This window comes from Marinomonas sp. AWM4_232 (assembly GCF_056158325.1).
In genome coordinates this window covers 2,175,869-2,194,531 of record NZ_JBSWTA010000001.1, presented here as the reverse complement: position 1 = coordinate 2,194,531, position 18,663 = coordinate 2,175,869, and the positions used below count along the sequence as shown (strand labels likewise).

Sequence of the window (18,663 nt, the reverse complement as noted above, 5' to 3'; positions counted from 1 at the left end):
TTAGGCAAAAAAAACGGCGACCCGAAGGTCGCCGAACTAACACACATGCTTAAATGTGTCCGGTCATTACGCCGCTGCAGTCTCTACAGCGTTGCTATCAGCCAGTGCCATCTGCGCTAATTTTTCCATTAGACGCACTACTTGGCAGCTGTAGCCATATTCGTTGTCGTACCAAACGTAAAGAGTCGCTTGGTTACCACGTACTTTTGTTGATAGAGAGTCCAAAATACCTGCTTGCTCACTACCGATGAAGTCAGAGCTTACCGCATCAGCTTCTGCACTGAAGCCAATTTGACCTGCTAGCGCAGCGCTTGCAGAGGCTTTCTTCAGTACTTCGTTGATTTCGTCAACTGACGTTTCCGCTTTCAAGTTCAAGCTTAGAACCGCGATAGAAACATTGATAACAGGAACACGAATCGCACTGCCACTTAGCTTACCTTCAAGAGAAGGAATCGCTTTAGAAACCGCTTTCGCTGCGCCCGTTTCTGTCATTACCATGTTCATGGCTGCAGCACGACCACGACGATCGCCTTTATGAACGTTATCGATTAGGTTCTGATCATTCGTGTAGGCGTGCACTGTTTCAACGTGACCAGATTCGATACCGTACTTCTCTTCAAGAACAGAAAGAATCGGAGTGATCGCATTCGTTGTACAAGAAGCCGCTGATAGGATTTGATCGTTTGATTCGATATCCGAATCGTTAACGCCAAACACAATGTTCTTCATTTGCTTACCAGGCGCTGTCAGTACAACACGATCAATACCTGGACGAGCTAGATGGATACTCAGTCCATCGTGATCACGCCAGCGACCAGTGTTGTCTACTAGCAAAGCATTGTTGATGCCGTAGGCAGTGTAATCCACTTCACTTGGATCAGATGAGTAAATAATCTTAACTGGCTGGCCGTTGATAATCAGTTGCTCATTCTCAGCATCCGCTTTAACAACACCTTCGTAAGTACCGTGAACTGAATCAAACTTAAGCAGACTAGCGCGTTTAGCTAAGTCATTATCACCTGCTTTTCGAACAACGATAGCAGCCAAATTCATACCTGGAGTGGTATGCCCAAGCGTACACATGCGACGTGCAAGCAAGCGACCAATACGACCGAAACCGTACAAAACAACCGGTGTTGTAGAACCCGCTTGAGCAAAGCTTGCTAGCGATGCGATGTCCGCATCAGTCAATGCTTCTTCAAGCTCAACAACGGCATTAGATGTTTTGTTTGCGATCAGTTTTTCCAACACTTGATACACACGAGCTAGGTCTACTGCTGGATATTGATCAAACAATGCTACCAATCCAGTAACAGAATCTGACATCAAAGTTTGTCCAGCAAGCTGAACTTTAACTGACTGCTCACGACCTAGCTTACCCAATAGTGGAATCATTGATTCAACTTTGGAAACCGTTTCTAACCAAGTGTTTGTCATTTATCTGCCCCCGAGAAATACAAACGTTTTGCGACAATTTGGGCGCAGTCTACCCATTCATTGAGGTAAAAACAAATTGTAACAAGGCAACAAAAAACCTTTAAAAACGGTACTTTAGAGCTTTTTTTTATGAAAACAACGTAAGAATAAGAAGTGCGTAAATAAATAACGACATTATGATGATTGCAGTAAAATTACGGCACTTTTTCTAATAAAGTTACGTAATTTCACTACAGAAAAAGAAGGAAAATTTCTTAATTTTTTTATAAATAACGTTTTCTCTCGGCGATAATCCCCAGCAAACAAAAACAAACCAGAATTAGAGTCGGCCGCCATACAGGATCCGTCATGCTTAACACTTGATAAATAAACGGCTGCCCCCAAAGCGTCAGCAGGCCATAACCAAAAGTACACATCAGAACAAAAGCTGCAATACGCGCTACAAACCACCAGCTCGCCACAGAGCGCTTTAACGTCCGGTTAAGCCAATCACCTAAGATCACCAAACTGGTGGCCATGAGAGCCAATGCGATATCAGAAAGATAAGGCTGAATTAGGCGAACAAACACCATATTAATGTCTTGTACAATATCCATATGGTTATTGGCTCCTACGCAGCAGAGCCTCGACATCTATGCGACCTGAAGCCGAAGCACGTCTTGGAACGCGGTCAATATAGCTCACTGATACATCAAAGGTAGTATTACGCAACTCAATCTCAGTGCCATCTGACAGCATCCAACGAGCACGCCCATAACCATCACGCACAAAGCCAATTGAAGGCGGACCGTATTTTCCTTCCAACAAATGACCAAGCTTAGCGCGTAGCTCTGCACTCTCAACAACACCAGACATCGTGGCTCGCTCAACATATTGGTAACGGTTATAAATAACTGTTAGCTCTTTGATACCTAAAATACCAGACGCACCGAGGCTATAGTTGGCAATGCCTTCTCGGTAGGAAGGGTAAGGCTCTAAACCAATTTTAGCCAAGTGCTCTTCGAACTTATCTTTCGATAAATCGTTAAACGGTATACCAAATAGTTCAGCCCCTGAAGAGTAGACCACTGGCTCTTCTATTGGCTCAGATGCCTCTGGCTCATCATTTGCCGAGGCAGGAGCAGATAGCAACAAGGTAAGTAAAATCAAAGAAAATGTGCGTAAGCATTTATTCCACATGAAAATCTCAATCTTCATTATGTTAACCAATAAGTCAGGAAGCGATTTTAACACTTCTCTGTTAAACTAGAGCCTAATTCTTCCACTCAGCAATGCAAATTCATTTTTCTATTTTGAGGTAGCCCATGGCACTCGTAATCGGCATCACCGGTATTTCAGGTAGCGGTAAAAGCCGCCTATGCTCACTGTTAGCAGAAGGCTTAGGAGATAAGTTGACCGTTATTTGTCAGGATAGTTTCTACAAAGGCTGCGGCAACATCGACCCGGACGTCTACAATTTCGATGATCTAAACTCGCTAGATTTAGAAAGCATCACCCTAGCCATCCATAACTGTAAAAATCAACAACAGCCAAATGAAATCCCAGTTTACGACCATTCGCAACACAAACGAGTCGGCTATCGTAATTTGGAGCCTTCCAAAGTGGTGCTGGTTGAAGGCCATATGATGTTCCAAGACCCTGGCATCCGCGACGCCGTGGACTACTTGCTCTATGTGGATACAGATATGGACATAGCCATTGTACGTCGCCTAAAGCGCGATATTGCGGAGCGTGGGCGTAATGTTAATGAGGTAACTAGCCGCTACATGCGACATGTACGCCAAGCCTCTCTTAAAACCATTGAGATTCGCAATAAAGCAGATTTCATCATCCCTAATAATAATAGCTTTACCAACGCCGCCAATCTGCTGCGTCAATATATTGAACATCTACTAAAATAACAAAGGAGCCAATTGGCTCCTTTGTTTTAAATAGCGATTTGCATCACTTTTTAATGTCTTCGAAGAATCGCTTCACGCCGTCAAACCAGCTTTTCTGTTTAGGTGAATGCTCTGAGTTCTCACCCATCGTTTCCGCAAGCTCTTCTAACAGTTCTTTTTGACGATCAGTTAAGTTCACTGGCGTTTCCACCACCACCTTACAAATCAGATCACCCACTGGGCCACCACGAACAGGCTTCACACCTTTGTTGCGTAAACGGAACAGTTTACCTGTCTGACATTCAGGCGTGACTTTTAGACGCACACGACCATCAAGTGTTGGCACATCGATTTCGCCACCCAACGCCGCCGTTGCAAAGCTAATTGGCACTTCACAATAAAGGTTCGCACCATCACGCTCAAAGATCGCATGAGGTTTCACCGAAACCTGAACAAATAGATCGCCTGAAGGGCCACCAAACGCTCCAGCTTCACCCTCGCCTGACAGACGAATACGGTCGCCAGTATCAACACCCGCTGGGATCTTAACATTAAGTGTCTTGTACTCTTGCTTACGGCCTTGACCATGACAAGAATTACATGGGTCAGAAATGATCTGACCTTGGCCATGACACTGAGGACACGTCTGCTGCACAGAGAAAAAGCCCTGCGACATACGGACTTGTCCAGCACCGTTACAAGTTGGACAAGTCGTTGGCTTAGTACCTGGCTTGGCACCAGAGCCTTCACACTTATCACACTCTACAGCCGTTGGAATGCGAATTTTCTCTTCACAACCCCAAACCGCCTGCTCAAGATCAAGCTCCAGGGTGTAGCGCAGATCTGATCCGCGACGAGTACGGCTTTGACCACCGCCACCGCCGCCACCGAAAATATCACCAAATACGTCGCCAAAGATGTCGCTGAAGCCGCCAGCGCCGCCGCCAAAGCCACCATGACCACCTTGACCACTCACGCCTTCATGGCCGAAACGATCATAGGCCGCACGTTTATCCTCTGAAGACAGAACTTCGTACGCCTCGGCAATCTCTTTGAATTTATCCAGCGCTTCTGGATTATCCGGGTTCTTATCCGGATGGTACTTGTTCGCTAATGAGCGGTAGGCCTTTTTAATGTCCTTTTTGTCCGCATCCTTGGCAACACCAAGTACTTCATAATAATCACGTTTACTCATTGCAGGTGTTCCTGAATATGTAGAGTGAGTTCAAATCCCTAGAGACAGCAAAACACGGTAGCGTCCCGTGTTTTGCATAAGTCCCGTTGGGACGACGACTTAACTAAGCGGTTGGCTTATTTTTTGTCGTCTTTAACTTCTTCAAACTCAGCATCAACTGCGTCGTCTTGTTTTTGACCAGAAGCTTGTTCACCTGCTTGAGCTTCAGCAGCATCTGCTTGCTCGTACAGTTTCTGCGCTAGAGAACCAGACGCTTGAGTCAACGCATTCGTTTTCTCTTCGATCTGATCTTTGTCGTTAGACTCTAGAGCCGCTTCTAGATCAGTGATCGCTTTCTCGATTGCTTCTTTTTCTTCTGCAGTCGCTTTATCGCCAGCATCAGTCAAAGTCTTACGAGTTGCATGGATCATGCCGTCCGCAGTGTTACGAGCTTGTACTAGCTCTTCGAACTTACGGTCTTCTTCAGCATTCGCTTCCGCGTCCTGAACCATTTGTTCTACTTCTTCATCGCTTAAGCCAGAAGAGGCTTTGATCACGATAGACTGCTCTTTACCAGTCGCTTTGTCTTTCGCAGAGACACTCAAGATACCGTTGGCATCAATGTCGAAGCTAACTTCGATCTGAGGCACACCGCGTGGCGCTGGTGGGATGTCAGCCAAGTCAAAACGGCCTAGAGACTTGTTCTGAGACGCTTGCTTACGCTCACCTTGTAGGGCGTGGATCGTTACAGCGTTCTGGTTGTCTTCCGCAGTCGAGAATACCTGTGACTTCTTAGTTGGGATAGTCGTGTTTTTCTCGATTAGAGCCGTCATCACACCACCCATAGTCTCGATACCTAGAGACAGCGGCGTAACGTCTAGTAGAAGAACGTCTTTCACATCACCTGCTAGTACCGCACCTTGGATCGATGCACCGATTGCAACCGCTTCGTCTGGGTTCACGTCTTTACGAGGTGCTTTACCGAAGAACTCAGTTACTTTCGACTGTACAAGTGGCATACGAGTCTGACCACCTACTAGAATAACTTCGTCGATGTCAGAAGCAGATAGATCTGCGTCTTTCAGCGCTTGACGACAAGGCTCTAGAGACTTAGTCACTAGATCTTCAACCAAAGACTCAAGCTTAGAACGAGTTAGCTTAACGTTAAGGTGTTTAGGACCTGTTGCATCTGCCGTGATGTAAGGTAGGTTAACTTCTGTTTGAGAAGAAGAAGATAGCTCAACCTTCGCTTTCTCACCGGCTTCTTTTAGACGTTGTAGCGCTAGTGGATCGTTGTGTAGATCGATACCCGTCTCTTTCTTGAACTCTGCAGCCAAGAATTCGATCACGCGCATATCGAAGTCTTCACCACCTAGGAACGTATCACCGTTCGTAGACAGTACTTCGAATTGTTTCTCGCCATCAACGTCAGCAATTTCGATGATAGAGATATCGAATGTACCACCACCAAGGTCGTATACTGCTACTGTTGAATCACCAGAAGCTTTATCTAGACCGTATGCTAGTGCAGCCGCTGTTGGCTCGTTGATAATACGTTTAACATCAAGACCAGCGATCTTACCTGCGTCTTTTGTCGCTTGACGCTGAGAGTCATTGAAGTAAGCAGGAACCGTGATAACCGCTTCCGTTACTTTTTCACCCAAGTAGTCTTCTGCTGTTTTCTTCATTTTCTTAAGAACTTCAGCAGAAATTTGTGGTGGCGCTTTCTTGTCGCCTTTTACTTCTACCCATGCATCGCCGTTGTCTGCAGAGATGATCTTGTACGGCACCATTGAGATGTCTTTTTGTACCACGTCATCTTGGAAGCGACGTCCGATCAAACGCTTAACAGCGAATAGAGTGTTTGTTGGGTTAGTAACCGCTTGACGCTTAGCTGACTGACCTACCAATGTCTCGCCATCTTCAGTAAATGCTACGATAGATGGGGTGGTGCGATCGCCTTCCGCGTTCTCGATAACGCGGGCCTTGTCTCCGTCTAGCACGGAAACACAAGAGTTAGTTGTACCTAAGTCAATACCAATGATTTTGCCCATGGTTGTATCTCCAGTAAAATTCTTTGTTCGTTTCGATAATTCTGTATTTGGGTACGGCAATTTTTATTTCAAGCACTCACTGTCAAAAAAATGACAGTTTTTTTTAGGCTGCGCTTGAAACCACCACCATTGCTGGGCGCAACAAGCGGCCATTAAGTGTGTAACCTTTCTGTACCACATCCATCACAGTGTTTGGCTCCATGTTTGGATTTGGCACCATGGTCATCGCTTGATGTAATTCAGGGTTGAATGGTTCGCCCTGTGGGTCAACCGCAACCACTTCAAAACGCGCTAGCGTTTCTACTAGGTCTTTGTAAGTTAGCTCCACACCTTCGCGCATAGGGTCATTTTCTGAACCTTCTACCGCAGAGGACAAAGCACGCTCTAGGTTGTCCGCAACCGTAATGACGGATTTAGCGAATTTTTCCAGCGCAAACTTATGCGCTTTTTCAACATCTTGCTCAGCACGACGACGAATATTTTGCGCTTCAGCTTGAGCACGAAGCGCCACTTCTTTGTATTGCGCTGCTTCTTCACGTGCTTTAACTAGTTCATCAGAAGCATCATCTACCATACCTTCTAGGACTTCTTCTGCGATGGCAGCATCGGCTTCGTTTAGCAATTCTTCTTGCTCGACTTCTTGCTGTGCTTTATTCGTTTGATCACTCATTTTCATCTCCAAATAACAGAAAGTAACCTGTCTGTGCGTGGTATATGGGGTCACCTTTTAACCTTTCAACACCTAATCCTTATTAAATGTATGCAAATAAAATCTTTTCTCAGCACTTGTCAAAAAACGTACAAGTACTGTATAAAGAACCATATAAAAGTACTGTATATTTAACCATGAAACTTTGCTTGATCGGGAGCATGCCATGTTAACCAGTATCGCCATTTCAAATTTTGCCATTGTAGAAACTCTGGATTTAGAGCTAAAACCTGGGATGACCGCCATTTCTGGCGAAACCGGTGCTGGCAAATCCATCATGGTGGATGCCCTTTCACTTTGTTTAGGGGGGCGCACCGATGCAGGCGTCGTGCGTCACGGGGAAAAAAAGGCAGATATCAGCGCCACCTTTGAAATCAGCGCTTATCCGGCAATACAACACTGGCTAGAAGAGCGAGACCTAGAGAATGGCAGCGATCCTCTATGCATATTGCGCCGAGTCATTAGCAAAGAAGGCCGTTCTAAGGCTTACATTAACGGCCGCCCATGTACATTAAGCGACTTAAAGGAAGCAGGCAGCTTTCTCGTCGACATTCATGGTCAACATGAACACCAATCTCTGTTAAAGCGCAGCGCACAACGTCAACAGCTTGATGAATATGGCCAGCTGACAGAGCTCTCTCGTCAAGTTCGTGACGAATACAACGCATGGCGTAAGCTGAAAGAAGAGTTGCATGCAAAACAAAATCGCTCAGCGGAACTTGAAGCCAAAATCCAATTACTGTCATACCAAGCGGAAGAGTTAGCGCAGCTGGACCTAAAGCCTCACGAGTTAGAGGAATTGGAAACAGAGCAGGCTTTTCTCTCCAACATTGCAGACGCTCAATATAAAGCTTACGCGGCGAGCGGCATCCTTAGAGATAACGATGAAGGCAATATATGCTCGCTACTACATCAAGCCATCCAACAGGCAAGCACCATTCACCCTGCCACCAAAGAGCTTGAAAACGCTTTAGAAATGATGAATCAAGCACTCATCCAAGCGGAAGAGGCTTCAAGCAGCTTGAATCATTACCAAGATACTCTGGAGCAAGACCCTGGTCGCCTGCAAGATGTCGAACAACGTTTAAGCGATATCTACGACACCGCCCGCAAACACAAAGTGTTGCCGGAAGGCTTAATTCCTTTGCGAGAAGACGTCGAAGCAGAACTAGACAGCTTATCTGGTGGGGAAGAAAGTTTAGAAGCCCTCAAGCTCAAAGAAGAAAAGGCTTATCAACAGCTCACAACCAGCGCCACTTTGTTAACAGAAAAGCGTATGCAAGCTAAAGAGGAGCTGGCACAACGAGTTGAAGAACAAATCCACGGCTTAGGTATGCCTTATGCTCACTTCCATATCCATTGCGATCCGCTGGATCAAATCAGCGCTAATGGCTATGAAGAAATCGAATACATGATTGCTTCTAACCCAGGGCAACCCGCACAACCTCTTCGCAAAGTGGCATCCGGCGGTGAGCTTTCCCGTATCAGCCTAGGCATCCAAGTCGTCACGGCACACACATCCGTCATTCCGACATTGGTATTCGATGAAGTCGATGTGGGCATCAGTGGCGGCACCGCTGAGGTGGTTGGGCGGATGCTTCGCGCTGTGGGCAATCGCGGGCAAGTGTTCTGTGTCACACACTTGGCACAGGTTGCAGCCCAAGGACATCAGCATTTCCGCGTCAGTAAGGAAGTATTGAATGAGGCAACGGTATCTAAGGTAGAACCGTTAGTGGAGACAAAACGAACCCAAGAGATTGCTCGCTTGCTAGGGGGAATAGAACTTACCGAGCAAACTCTGGCTCATGCTCAAGAGATGCTCGGCAATGTCCAACTTCAGTAGCTTGGCTACTGAAGTTTTTTAGCTCTTCTTTGGACGAACGTATATGATCAGGTTGTGATCTTCGATTTCGTAACCGTGTTGCTCGGCAATCTCATGCTGGCGCTGCTCAATCACATCGTCCACAAATTCAATTACCTTTCCAGTCTCAAGACAAATCATGTGATCATGATGCTCGCCTTTCGCAAGTTCAAATACCGCAGTACCGGCTTCGAAATGATGACGAGAAACAAGACCCGCCGTTTCGAATTGAGTCAGTACACGGTAAACCGTTGCTAGACCAACATCTTCGCCCTGGTCTAGTAAAGTACGGTACACGTCGTCCGCACTCATGTGATGATCACCAGCATTTTCTAAGATTTGTAGGATTTTCACACGCGGAAGTGTTACTTTCAGTCCAGCTTTTTTAAGTTCTTGATTTTCACTACTCATGAGTCATTCTCTATTTCGATCTCGTTAATAATTACTTTATCATTGACCTAACCAATACAGGATAAGACCAATGAAGAAAACGATTCTCCTACTTTCCACGCTGCTCACTCTTAGCGGTTGCAGCTTGCTGCCTTCACCCTACAAACCGTCTGTTGAACAAGGCAACGTCATTAAAACAGAACAAGTGCAACAACTCCAACTTGGCATGAGCGAATCACAAGTCCTATACGTAATGGGTACACCTATGGTAAGCAGCACGTTTAACTCAAACCAATGGCACTATCTGTTTACCAGTTTATACAGTGACCAGAACAGCAAGCAAAGCGAGGTCAAACATTTGACCCTCACTTTCCAAAATGGTGCCCTGCAGAACGTTCAGGAAAAGTAGGAAGCCTCCTATTTGTCTGTTTTTGCAGCGCGGTTGGCCCGAGCTTGTTTCGGGTCAACCTTCAGTTCTCGGTAAATTTCTACACGCTCACCAGATTTTAATATTTGCTCCTCTGGCTTACGCACAGCTTTACCAAATATGCCTAGCTTCGGGGCAGATAAATCTAACTCAGGAAAAAACGCATCGATATTAGAAAGGCGCACGGCTTCCATCACAGTGCAGCCCTCTTCTACATCCAATGCGACTATTTTCTGCTTTTCTGGTAGCGCATAAGCCACCTCAACTCGAATCTTAGCCATATACTACTTTTGCTCGCTCACTAAAAGCTTCTACCATGGCATTGGCAACTTGACCAAAAACGCCACCAAATGCGAATTTCAACATGCCGCTTAATTCAAAGTCGATACTTAAAGCAATTTTACACGTTGTTTCAGATAAAGGCTCAAACGTCCATACACCATGTAAACGCTTAAAAGGGCCTTGAACTAAATTCATTTCCACTTTGCTCGGCTCAGTAAGCACATTGCGAGTGGTAAAGGACTGCTGAACAGGCCCTTTGCCGACATCAAGCGTCGCAATAATTTCTTGATCAGTGCGAGATAAGGTTCGTGCACCAATACAACCAGGCAAAAATGCCGGATATTGCTCAAAATCATTCACTAAATCGTACATTTGCTGTTGGCTATAATTCACATGAGCAAACTTCTGAATGTGACTCAAACTAAACTCCTATCCAACCAGCAACGGTTATCAGAACTGCCGCCGGAATGCTGACGTATTTCAGCGTAGTGTACCACCATCTAAAATGCTTGGGGTTCTTCGCTATCATTTCGTTTTTTAACATTGGCTCAGGAATCACCCAAGCAACCAAAACAGACAAGGCCACCGCCGCCATAGGCAGCAAAATCAAAGACGTAAGGTTATCGACCAGCTCAAACAAATTTAGATCAAACAGCAGCTTGGTATCCCAATGGTTGAACGATAGCACTATAGCGATGCCACAGAACCATACCCCAATGCCAATTAAAAACGCGGACTTCAATCGTCCTATATAAAAGCGCTCATGCATCCAAGAGACAAACAGCTCCATCATTGAAATAGCGGACGTTAGTGCGGCCAACGCCAACAAAGCAAAGAACACTAAACCGATCGCTTGGCCTGCTGGTAACAAATCAAAAATAATCGGCAATGTCACAAAGGGTAAACTGGGGCCAGAATCCGCATTAATACCAAACTCAAACGTCAGCGGAAAAATAATCAACGCTGCCAGAATCGATACCAGAAGATCCAATCCAACCACTATGGTACAAGCCTTTGCAATGGACATACGCTTACTCATGTAAGCGCCATATGAGAACATTGCCCCCAACCCAACCCCTAGACTAAATAAGGCATGACCAATGGCCGACAAAGCCACATCAAACGTAACTTGTCCCCAGTCCAATCGAAACATAAAACCGATGGCATCGGCACTTGCTCCGACGACCAAAGCGTAGGCAGCTAACAACAATAAAACGAAAATCAACGTTGGTAATAATATACGCACAACATTAGACAGCCCTCTGGTTACTGACTGGCCAACCACTAACACCACCAGTCCCATAAACACACTGTGCCAGAGCAGCATCTCCACAGGCGAATTCAAGAAACTTTGAAACAATGCTTCAGACTGAACGGTGTTAAGTTGCTCCAACGTACCAGTTACAGCACGTCGAGAATAAGCAAATGCCCACCCAGCAATAACGCTGTAAAAGGAAAGAATCAGTAGCCCTGTTAACCCAGCCACATAAGGCACGACCACCCAGTACTTTGACACGACTCGCCTTTCAGCAAGATCATTAACCGTATCAACGGGGTTAGAGCGTACTGTTCTGCCTAAGGCCACCTCAGCCATCAGCATAGGAAGCCCTACCACCAATAAACATAAGCAGTAGATCAACAAGAATGCACCACCGCCATGCTCACCGAGCATGTAGGGAAACTTCCAAATATTTCCTAAACCAATAGCAGAACCAGCCGCTGCAAAAATAAATATCCAGGGGCTAGACCAAATACCTTGTAAACAGCGACTCTCGGGCATACATTAAGCTCTCATAATGCGTTAAGCGAATTTAAACACACGGCAGCGCAACTGCCTGCACCGAATTTACTTATAATTCTAAATTTTCTTATATTAGGGCGCATACCTCAAGAAAAGCATAGGCTTTTCGCGCTATCAACCGTATAATTTTTACCTATGAGTAAAGCAAAGAAAAAACCAAACAGCTCGGGCACGATTGCCTTAAACAAGCGCGCGCGCCACGAATACTTCATTGACCAGAAGTTTGAAGCAGGTTTAGAGCTATCAGGCTGGGAAGTCAAAAGTCTTCGTGAAGGGAAAGCACAGCTAGTGGATAGTTACGTCATTATCCACCGCAATGAAGCGTACCTAATCAACGCTCGCATAACACCACTTTTGAGTGCATCGACACACGTAGTGTGCGAACCGTTGCGCCAGCGCAAACTGTTGATGCATCGCAAAGAGATCGACCGCATCATCCAAGTCACTGAACAAAAAGGCAAAACCTGTGCGGCCATGGCCTTGTACTGGAAAGGTAACAAGATCAAATGTGAAGTCGCACTGGTAACGGGTAAAAAAGATCACGACAAACGCGATACCGCCAAAGAGCGCGATTGGGCACGTGATAAAGAACGCCTAATGAAGGCAAAATTTTAATTTCCACACTGTGGAAAGCGCGCCACTGACTAGCGAAATCGGATTAGATTCGTTATGATGGCCGCAACTTCGGGGATGACATGGTTTCGACGCCGGTTACAAAACCTGAGGTGCATGTCGAGAGCGATACGAGATCTCGTAAATCCACTTGTATCACTTTAATAGTCGCAAACGACGAAAACTACGCTCTAGCAGCTTAATAACCTGCTAGTGTGCTGCCCCCAGGTTGCTTGTAGCCCGGGATCCCGCAGTATCATAAATTACAAGATGCTATCCGATGCCCTGCCTGGGGATAAGGATCTAAGCTCAAACAGGCTCGCTGGTTACACCCTGTCCTTCGGGCGGTAAACAGTCAAAAAGTAGAAGAGACTAAACATGTAGAGCCAATGGCAGAGGACTGGCGGACGGGGGTTCGACTCCCCCCATCTCCACCAGACGTCTAAGAAAAAGGCCGCTCAGCAATGAGCGGCTTTTTTGTGCCTGTTAAAAATAGCCGAAATCCCTATCTGTACAAATTGCAACCAAGTAAAATCTCACCTACACTTGTAATAACATTGTTATTACCGGTTTAGCATTATGCACACCACGTTAAGAAAAATTGGCAACTCAAAAGGCATCATCATCCCTGCTCATATGATCGAAGCACTTCACCTTGATCATGAAGTAGAGATGACGATTGAAAATGGCGCTCTTGTTTTAAAACCTAGCCAGCAACCACGTCAAGGCTGGTTTGATAACTACGACGCTAATAAAGACGATGAACCGCTAAAAGAACTACAGGATGTCGAATCAGAGCAAGAGGACTGGGAATGGTAAAGCGCGGCGAAGTATATTGGGTTGAACTGGACCCAACGGTTGGCTCTGAAATTCGAAAAACACGCCCCTGCTTGGTGATTTCCCCTGATGATATGAATCAAGCACTCCCCAGAGTCATCATCGCCCCGATTACCTCCAAAGGCCAACCACTTGGCTGCCGCCCAGAAATCACCTTAGACGGAAAGCCCGGTCGCATTTTATTAGATCAAATTCGCACTGTGGATAAAAAGCGCCTTAAATCACAGCTTGGTACCATTCCATTAGAACAATGGCACGATACGCTGTTGCAGATGTTGGCTTAAACAATTAATAAGGATATGAATACTATGACTAATGAAGGTGGGATATACGTCATCAACTACGATGGGGAACTGTTCGTAAAGCGAGTGCAAAAGCAACTTAACGGCACCGTGGCGATCACATCAGATAACAAAAACTACGGCGATATTGTCATTGCGTCAGCCGACCTCAACACACTAAAGATCATAGGCCGCGTTATCTGGTCTGGCCATCCAATGATTTAGCAAGGAGTAGCTAAATGTATAAAATTTCTGACAGCAAATTACTTCAAACTCTTGATGACCTACTACCTGATAAATTAACTAAGCCTTTTAAATCAATTTTTAAGTTTTTAGACCTTAGAGGCAACTATCTTCATATTGGAAAAAAATTAACCTTACTCTACTTCATCATAATTGGCGGAGGGCTGTTCATATTAACAATATTTTCTAATCTAACACTACCATCAGAACTGAATGGAATTGGTGACTTTCTTGCAGGCTTTTTTAGCCCATTGGCATTTTTATGGCTAGTAATTGGCTATTTTATGCAAAACAAAGAGCTAGCAATGAATAGAGAAGAATTAATCATTAGTAGACTAGCATTAGAAAGACAGGCCGAGGAGTTAAAAAACTCAGTTAATGAACAGAAAGAAATGGTTAACTTAACAAAACTAGAGATTAAAAACCTATTAAACTCTCAACTACCTTTGATAGAAATAATCTCTGCATATTTCTATCGTATTGGCACATCAATGAATAACGCTTTCTCATCTAAAGTAGTAGAAGAAAACACCATAGAGCTATACATAATAAATCATGGAAAAGATATCAAAAACACATATTTCGAACTCATAAAAGATGGAGGAATCATAAAAAGTAACTTACAACAAGTACCTAAAAATAAACATATTGAATTCACCTTAAGCACACTAGAAAATATAGAACCACCATTCGCACTTAGGCTATTTTTCACAACAGAAAACCTAAATAGGTACTATCAGGAAACGACCTTTTATCAAAAGTCACCCAATGATAATAAAATATATTCAGACTGTACGAATGCACCAATCATAGAGGTTGGCAATGCCAATTAAAAAACTGTCATCTGGTTATGAGGTCCGCTTCCGTGTAGCTGGCCGAGGAAGCCGCTCATATCGCAAGACATTCCCGACTAAGGGCGAGTGTGAGCGTTTTATGCGTTTCACCATTGCCCAGCATGAAACCCAGTCGAACGATAAGCCGTGGTTAGAGAGGCCAAAAGACAGCCGCAAGCTATCAGAGCTGATCGAGACTTGGGACGAGTTGCACGGGCATTTCTTGAAAGATGGTAAACACTGCTGGCAATGGTGATACTATTACTCATGTTAGAAATACGTATCAATCTAAATGGATTATGTCTCAACGATTAAAAATACAGAATCAATGGAATGATTTAGGGCTAGTTGATCTTCGTTCCTTAGAGCTAGAACACCGCCTCGACTGTCCCGGCGAAATCAGTGCAGCAGATAACGCAGACTTAGCTTACAGCATTATCCTTGATGCTTTTAACCTCGGTCACGAGAATGACATTAATCAGATTCTGACGCCTGTCGGTCTAATTGATGTTCACGGGAAGAACTTGAGACACATTGTGGAAAAGAGAAATGACGCCAGAGAGCGCTTTGTAAGGTATGCAATTGAAACTATACAAAACCCTTTCGAGGTATGGTTATCAGAATATGAAGATGAAACTAAGCGTTTTCAGTTTATTGGTACGTTTAAAACCAGAAATCAAATGTTGGTCGTAGTAGCTCAATATGAGACACACACTCTTTGGAACTTCATGCACTCAGAAGCAAAGAGATTGAATAAACACCGTAGCGGTGAAATAATTTACCAACGAAAAAAGGCGATACCCTAACGGATATCGCCTCGAATCTAAGCCCTAATTATCCATGGGCAATGGAGAAAGGTCTCACCCTAACACAGACACTTACCTATCTATGGGGTCCTTCCACAGGCTATCGGTAGTAAGACCAGCCTGCTTCTCGCTTTCAATAATTATGTTAATACAAATATATCTGTTTTGAAATTGAAATATCCTATCAAAAGACACAGAAGGGCATGAAACGGCACTAAAAAGCATACAGCTGTTCAAATAACGCCTGTGCTGAGATGACGCACAAGCGACACACCAAGGCATCAAAACAACCCCTAAGCACTATGTAAATATACATATATAGATCATATGCAAATCAGCAACCTACTGATTAAACTGTGTATTTAAACAGGGCTCGACTCCCCCATCTCCACCAGATGTCTAAGAAAAAGGCCGCTCAGCAATGAGCGGCTTTTTTTGTGTCTTCGATTTTGCAAATCTGCACGATTCCATACGATCCCTCCTCCCACAGACTCACTGTTGAGAAAAACTTAATACTTGGGTGAAAAAGCATCGTTTGTTCAGTTAAATGCCATTAATTACAATATAGTCTGGTAATAGCGATTTCTGCTTTTTCTCTTTCTTAGGAGTCTATTTTATGAACACATTAAACAACGGGTCTTTTATCTCTCAAGCATTGAGCAATGTTAAGCTTATTAGTTTAAGCAGTGTTTCAAGCCAGTTAGTAAGCCTGTTTAAGCGCCAGCCTAAAGCGACGAAACCAGCCGATATGGAAATTGACAACCTCGATTGGTACCGTACGTTTCCAATTGAAAAGTAAGCTTCTCATCACTACTACTGAGGGAATAAAAATAATACCCTCTGTTTTAGTTTTCTGACCGTCCGCTCTCTCTTCCCCACTTGCACAGACCTCAACCTCTTCATTCGTCATTGAAAGCTGACCAACGCCTTTGAATATATTGGCCAAAGTGTCCGAAACTCGTTGACCAAGCTTTTAGCCTTTCTAGAATGCGTCTCGCCGTGCAAACGCGAGGCTATGTATGCAAGATCTACGTAGGCCGCCATAGCTTGCTGTTTGTGGAAGTCGCCAAATTCACCATTTATAATTTCAAGCAAAAGCGCGATGGTGTTCTCTAAAAAATTAGACTGATGGCTGTCCTCTTTCCATTGGCAAAACTCAGAGCAATTTAAGCAGGCTTCAACACTAGACTTGAGCACTTCGCTTAAGCCCCCAAAGCGTCGAAGCATCTCTAAACTGATGCGGAATGCGTCCTGATAATAAGCATCTGCTAACACCATTTCCCCATAACAAACAGCGCTATGAGCCTTTAAGTTAAGGTCGTGATACCGCGCAAGAAGCGTCGACAACGTAGCGTTTTTATCCAGTATGGCAGTGTCATCAGTCATTTTATAGAGAACCATCGCAACGCCTAAAGCTTGGTGTGCAGACCACACTCACGATTCGCTAATGCCTTAGTTGGGTCAAAGTATCGCTCTACATTAGGCAACTCAAAACGATCAAGATAAGCCTGCATATCTGTTTCGCTCCAATGTAAAAGCGGTGCCACTTTTAACATGCCATTTGGACCTTCACCGAAGACTTCCATCTCTTTACGAAACTCAGTTTGCTCACTTCTTACCGCTGTAAACCAAACATCAGGTGCTTGCTCACGCATAGCACGACTAAATGGCTCTAGTTTAAACTGCTCGGTAAACTCAGCATGACGAGGGTCATCCACACTCGGAATCCCGCCCATTGAAGCATCACAACGAGCCGCTGAGACTTTAGGAGTGTAAACTTCGATATCCAAATTCAGTTTATCCATCAACTGCTGGGCAACCTTGTAGGTATGCGGTGTGTTATAACCCGAGTCAATCCAAACCACCTTCATATCGGGTTTTATCTGAGTCACCATATGCAAAATCACTGCTTCATAAGGCCCAAAGTTCGTGGTAGTAACAGGTGTTTTAGCGTAATGCAGAGCGTGTTCAATAATTTGCTCTGGCTCTAGGAAGGCAAAATCACGATTACTCTGTTCTATATTCAATGTCACAATCTCCGCTGAAATGGAAAAATTTGACAAGACATTAAAGATAAAGAGAATCAATTGCAAATAACAATAAATTCCATTTGATGGGGGATATAATTTAGACTTCGTAATAAATGGCCAAATACATTGAAAAACCAACTATCACAGTAAAGCTGATGTTATGTTCGACAAGGATTGCGTTGGTTATAAATGCTGTAACTAGTATTCATTGGAGTATAGAAATGCGCGTATTAGTAAGTTTAATGTTGCTCGTAGGGCTGAGTGGCTGTACATCAAATGTTGTGATGTCGGGACGACAAGTCAGCAATATTGATCCTGACGCTATCGTTACTCCTGAATCTCGCATCAAGGTCGAAACCATGGAGATGGGCGACCCTCTTACCAACAAACGTTACATTGAAAATGTGATTCAAGCTTTTCATAGCCGCGGCTACCATAATATTGGCGCAAATCTGACCAAGCCAGATGTCATTGCACGCTTCTCGCTGACTCACCAACAGCAAGTTAAGCAAGTTGAGCAACCCATTTACCGGGAACGAGTAACAGGTCACACAACCTCATGCTACAGCACAGGCAAAGACAAGCACCGCTGTGATACAAATGTTTATACCATGCCACATCTAGTTGGCTATGAAACACTTGAGCAGTCTGTGCTTGAGACCAAAATGACACTGAAGTTGATCGATACTCAAAATCACTTATTACTTCAAAGCACCAGCTTCGTTACTCATCCCACTTGCTCCCGTTGGAAACTTTATGAGTTCTTAGTTCAGCACTCCATCGCGCAGCTAGATTTAAAGCACCCCATGGATAAGCCCTTTAATGTTGAAATGCCTGAAGATTATCAGTGTACAGATGGGAACTAGAGCGCCTTAGTTTAGGTTATTCCAGAAGTCTGATATTCAACAAGCATCTAAGCGCCGTTTCCTTTATAAGAAAACGTTATCATCCAGCCATCTCGCTTTCTCGTATGCATCTATACTGAACGTTAAGGGTGATTTTTAAA

At 44.5% G+C, this 18,663-nt stretch carries 24 protein-coding genes and 1 other RNA gene; 13 read left to right on the top strand and 12 right to left on the bottom strand.

The window, feature by feature from the left end:
* Positions 1 to 66 precede the first annotated feature (66 nt).
* The 3 genes from ACXAC1_RS10430 to ACXAC1_RS10420 form a co-directional block, all read right to left on the bottom strand.
* Positions 67 to 1,437 carry a glyceraldehyde-3-phosphate dehydrogenase gene (locus tag ACXAC1_RS10430; protein WP_475061427.1) on the bottom strand — a complete coding sequence of 457 codons (1,371 nt, stop codon included), beginning with the start codon at positions 1,435 to 1,437 and terminating at the stop codon, positions 67 to 69.
* A 263-nt stretch (positions 1,438 to 1,700) separates the two neighbouring features.
* A complete protein-coding gene (locus ACXAC1_RS10425; protein ID WP_475061426.1) occupies positions 1,701 to 2,033 on the bottom strand; it encodes a DUF3392 family protein in 333 nt (110 codons plus the stop codon).
* A 4-nt stretch (positions 2,034 to 2,037) separates the two neighbouring features.
* Positions 2,038 to 2,634 carry a uridine kinase gene (locus tag ACXAC1_RS10420; RefSeq protein ID WP_475061425.1) on the bottom strand — a complete coding sequence of 199 codons (597 nt, stop codon included), beginning with the start codon at positions 2,632 to 2,634 and terminating at the stop codon, positions 2,038 to 2,040.
* 107 nt (positions 2,635 to 2,741) lie between these two features.
* On the opposite strand from ACXAC1_RS10420, the gene ACXAC1_RS10415 reads away from it, so the two are divergent.
* The gene (locus ACXAC1_RS10415; protein ID WP_133565088.1) at positions 2,742 to 3,338 is read left to right on the top strand and encodes a uridine kinase family protein; all 597 of its coding nucleotides are present in this window, start codon (positions 2,742 to 2,744) and stop codon (positions 3,336 to 3,338) included.
* Positions 3,339 to 3,381: 43 nt separating this feature from the next.
* Here the strand turns inward: ACXAC1_RS10415 and dnaJ are convergent, their stop codons facing one another.
* The 3 genes from dnaJ to grpE all read right to left on the bottom strand — a co-directional run bounded on the left by dnaJ (position 3,382) and on the right by grpE (position 7,215).
* Positions 3,382 to 4,512: a molecular chaperone DnaJ gene (gene dnaJ, locus ACXAC1_RS10410; RefSeq protein ID WP_475061424.1), complete on the bottom strand. Its 1,131-nt coding sequence runs from the start codon at positions 4,510 to 4,512 to the stop codon at positions 3,382 to 3,384.
* Positions 4,513 to 4,628: 116 nt separating this feature from the next.
* Positions 4,629 to 6,545 (bottom strand): molecular chaperone DnaK, encoded by a 1,917-nt coding sequence (dnaK, locus tag ACXAC1_RS10405; protein ID WP_475061423.1) that lies wholly within the window; start codon positions 6,543 to 6,545, stop codon positions 4,629 to 4,631.
* A 103-nt stretch (positions 6,546 to 6,648) separates the two neighbouring features.
* Entirely contained in the window at positions 6,649 to 7,215 is a 567-nt protein-coding gene (gene grpE, locus ACXAC1_RS10400) for a nucleotide exchange factor GrpE (protein ID WP_475061422.1), read from the bottom strand.
* 205 nt (positions 7,216 to 7,420) lie between these two features.
* On the opposite strand from grpE, the gene recN reads away from it, so the two are divergent.
* Entirely contained in the window at positions 7,421 to 9,097 is a 1,677-nt protein-coding gene (gene recN / locus ACXAC1_RS10395; RefSeq protein WP_475061421.1) for a DNA repair protein RecN, read from the top strand.
* 18 nt (positions 9,098 to 9,115) lie between these two features.
* On the opposite strand, the gene fur is transcribed toward recN, so the two are convergent.
* Entirely contained in the window at positions 9,116 to 9,526 is a 411-nt protein-coding gene (gene fur, locus ACXAC1_RS10390) for a ferric iron uptake transcriptional regulator (protein WP_199464122.1), read from the bottom strand.
* Positions 9,527 to 9,596: 70 nt separating this feature from the next.
* On the opposite strand from fur, the gene ACXAC1_RS10385 reads away from it, so the two are divergent.
* Positions 9,597 to 9,914 carry an outer membrane protein assembly factor BamE gene (locus ACXAC1_RS10385; protein WP_475061420.1) on the top strand — a complete coding sequence of 106 codons (318 nt, stop codon included), beginning with the start codon at positions 9,597 to 9,599 and terminating at the stop codon, positions 9,912 to 9,914.
* 8 nt (positions 9,915 to 9,922) lie between these two features.
* On the opposite strand, the gene ACXAC1_RS10380 is transcribed toward ACXAC1_RS10385, so the two are convergent.
* From ACXAC1_RS10380 to ACXAC1_RS10370, 3 genes are read right to left on the bottom strand one after another with little or no spacing between them, the layout of a single operon-like run.
* The gene (locus ACXAC1_RS10380; protein WP_475061419.1) at positions 9,923 to 10,213 is read right to left on the bottom strand and encodes an RnfH family protein; all 291 of its coding nucleotides are present in this window, start codon (positions 10,211 to 10,213) and stop codon (positions 9,923 to 9,925) included.
* The gene (locus tag ACXAC1_RS10375; protein WP_475061418.1) at positions 10,206 to 10,634 is read right to left on the bottom strand and encodes a type II toxin-antitoxin system RatA family toxin; all 429 of its coding nucleotides are present in this window, start codon (positions 10,632 to 10,634) and stop codon (positions 10,206 to 10,208) included. The genes ACXAC1_RS10380 and ACXAC1_RS10375 overlap by 8 nt, the downstream gene beginning before the upstream one ends.
* A gap of 1 nt (position 10,635) precedes the next feature.
* Positions 10,636 to 11,994, bottom strand: a complete 1,359-nt coding sequence (locus tag ACXAC1_RS10370) for a sodium-dependent transporter (protein WP_475061417.1) — start codon at positions 11,992 to 11,994, stop codon at positions 10,636 to 10,638.
* Positions 11,995 to 12,150: 156 nt separating this feature from the next.
* Between ACXAC1_RS10370 and smpB the strand changes: the two genes are divergently transcribed.
* From smpB to ACXAC1_RS10325, 9 genes are all read left to right on the top strand, one after another.
* Entirely contained in the window at positions 12,151 to 12,630 is a 480-nt protein-coding gene (gene smpB, locus ACXAC1_RS10365) for an SsrA-binding protein SmpB (RefSeq protein WP_133565103.1), read from the top strand.
* A 71-nt stretch (positions 12,631 to 12,701) separates the two neighbouring features.
* Positions 12,702 to 13,064, top strand: a transfer-messenger RNA (tmRNA) gene (gene ssrA, locus ACXAC1_RS10360).
* 142 nt (positions 13,065 to 13,206) lie between these two features.
* Positions 13,207 to 13,446, top strand: a complete 240-nt coding sequence (locus ACXAC1_RS10355) for an AbrB/MazE/SpoVT family DNA-binding domain-containing protein (protein WP_475061416.1) — start codon at positions 13,207 to 13,209, stop codon at positions 13,444 to 13,446.
* A complete protein-coding gene (locus tag ACXAC1_RS10350; protein ID WP_475061415.1) occupies positions 13,440 to 13,748 on the top strand; it encodes a type II toxin-antitoxin system PemK/MazF family toxin in 309 nt (102 codons plus the stop codon). Before ACXAC1_RS10355 ends, ACXAC1_RS10350 begins: the two co-directional genes overlap by 7 nt.
* Before the next feature lie 24 nt (positions 13,749 to 13,772).
* On the top strand, positions 13,773 to 13,970 hold the full coding sequence (locus ACXAC1_RS10345) for a S24 family peptidase (RefSeq protein WP_475061414.1): 198 nt from the start codon (positions 13,773 to 13,775) through the stop codon (positions 13,968 to 13,970).
* 14 nt (positions 13,971 to 13,984) lie between these two features.
* Positions 13,985 to 14,821 (top strand): hypothetical protein, encoded by an 837-nt coding sequence (locus ACXAC1_RS10340; protein WP_475061413.1) that lies wholly within the window; start codon positions 13,985 to 13,987, stop codon positions 14,819 to 14,821.
* On the top strand, positions 14,811 to 15,077 hold the full coding sequence (locus tag ACXAC1_RS10335; RefSeq protein WP_475061412.1) for a hypothetical protein: 267 nt from the start codon (positions 14,811 to 14,813) through the stop codon (positions 15,075 to 15,077). Before ACXAC1_RS10340 ends, ACXAC1_RS10335 begins: the two co-directional genes overlap by 11 nt.
* 43 nt (positions 15,078 to 15,120) lie before the next feature.
* Positions 15,121 to 15,627 (top strand): PBECR2 nuclease fold domain-containing protein, encoded by a 507-nt coding sequence (locus tag ACXAC1_RS10330; RefSeq protein WP_475061411.1) that lies wholly within the window; start codon positions 15,121 to 15,123, stop codon positions 15,625 to 15,627.
* Between the two features lie 616 nt (positions 15,628 to 16,243).
* Complete coding sequence (locus ACXAC1_RS10325; RefSeq protein ID WP_475061410.1) at positions 16,244 to 16,426, top strand: hypothetical protein; 183 nt, start codon at positions 16,244 to 16,246, stop codon at positions 16,424 to 16,426.
* A 107-nt stretch (positions 16,427 to 16,533) separates the two neighbouring features.
* Here ACXAC1_RS10325 and ACXAC1_RS10320 read toward each other — a convergent pair whose 3' ends face one another.
* Positions 16,534 to 17,028 (bottom strand): hypothetical protein, encoded by a 495-nt coding sequence (locus tag ACXAC1_RS10320; RefSeq protein ID WP_475061409.1) that lies wholly within the window; start codon positions 17,026 to 17,028, stop codon positions 16,534 to 16,536.
* Between the two features lie 8 nt (positions 17,029 to 17,036).
* A complete protein-coding gene (locus tag ACXAC1_RS10315; RefSeq protein WP_475061408.1) occupies positions 17,037 to 17,660 on the bottom strand; it encodes a phosphoadenosine phosphosulfate reductase domain-containing protein in 624 nt (207 codons plus the stop codon).
* 218 nt (positions 17,661 to 17,878) lie between these two features.
* Here ACXAC1_RS10315 and ACXAC1_RS10310 point away from each other — a divergent pair, with 218 nt between their 5' ends.
* A complete protein-coding gene (locus ACXAC1_RS10310) occupies positions 17,879 to 18,523 on the top strand; it encodes a hypothetical protein (protein WP_475061407.1) in 645 nt (214 codons plus the stop codon).
* Positions 18,524 to 18,663: the final 140 nt, after the last annotated feature.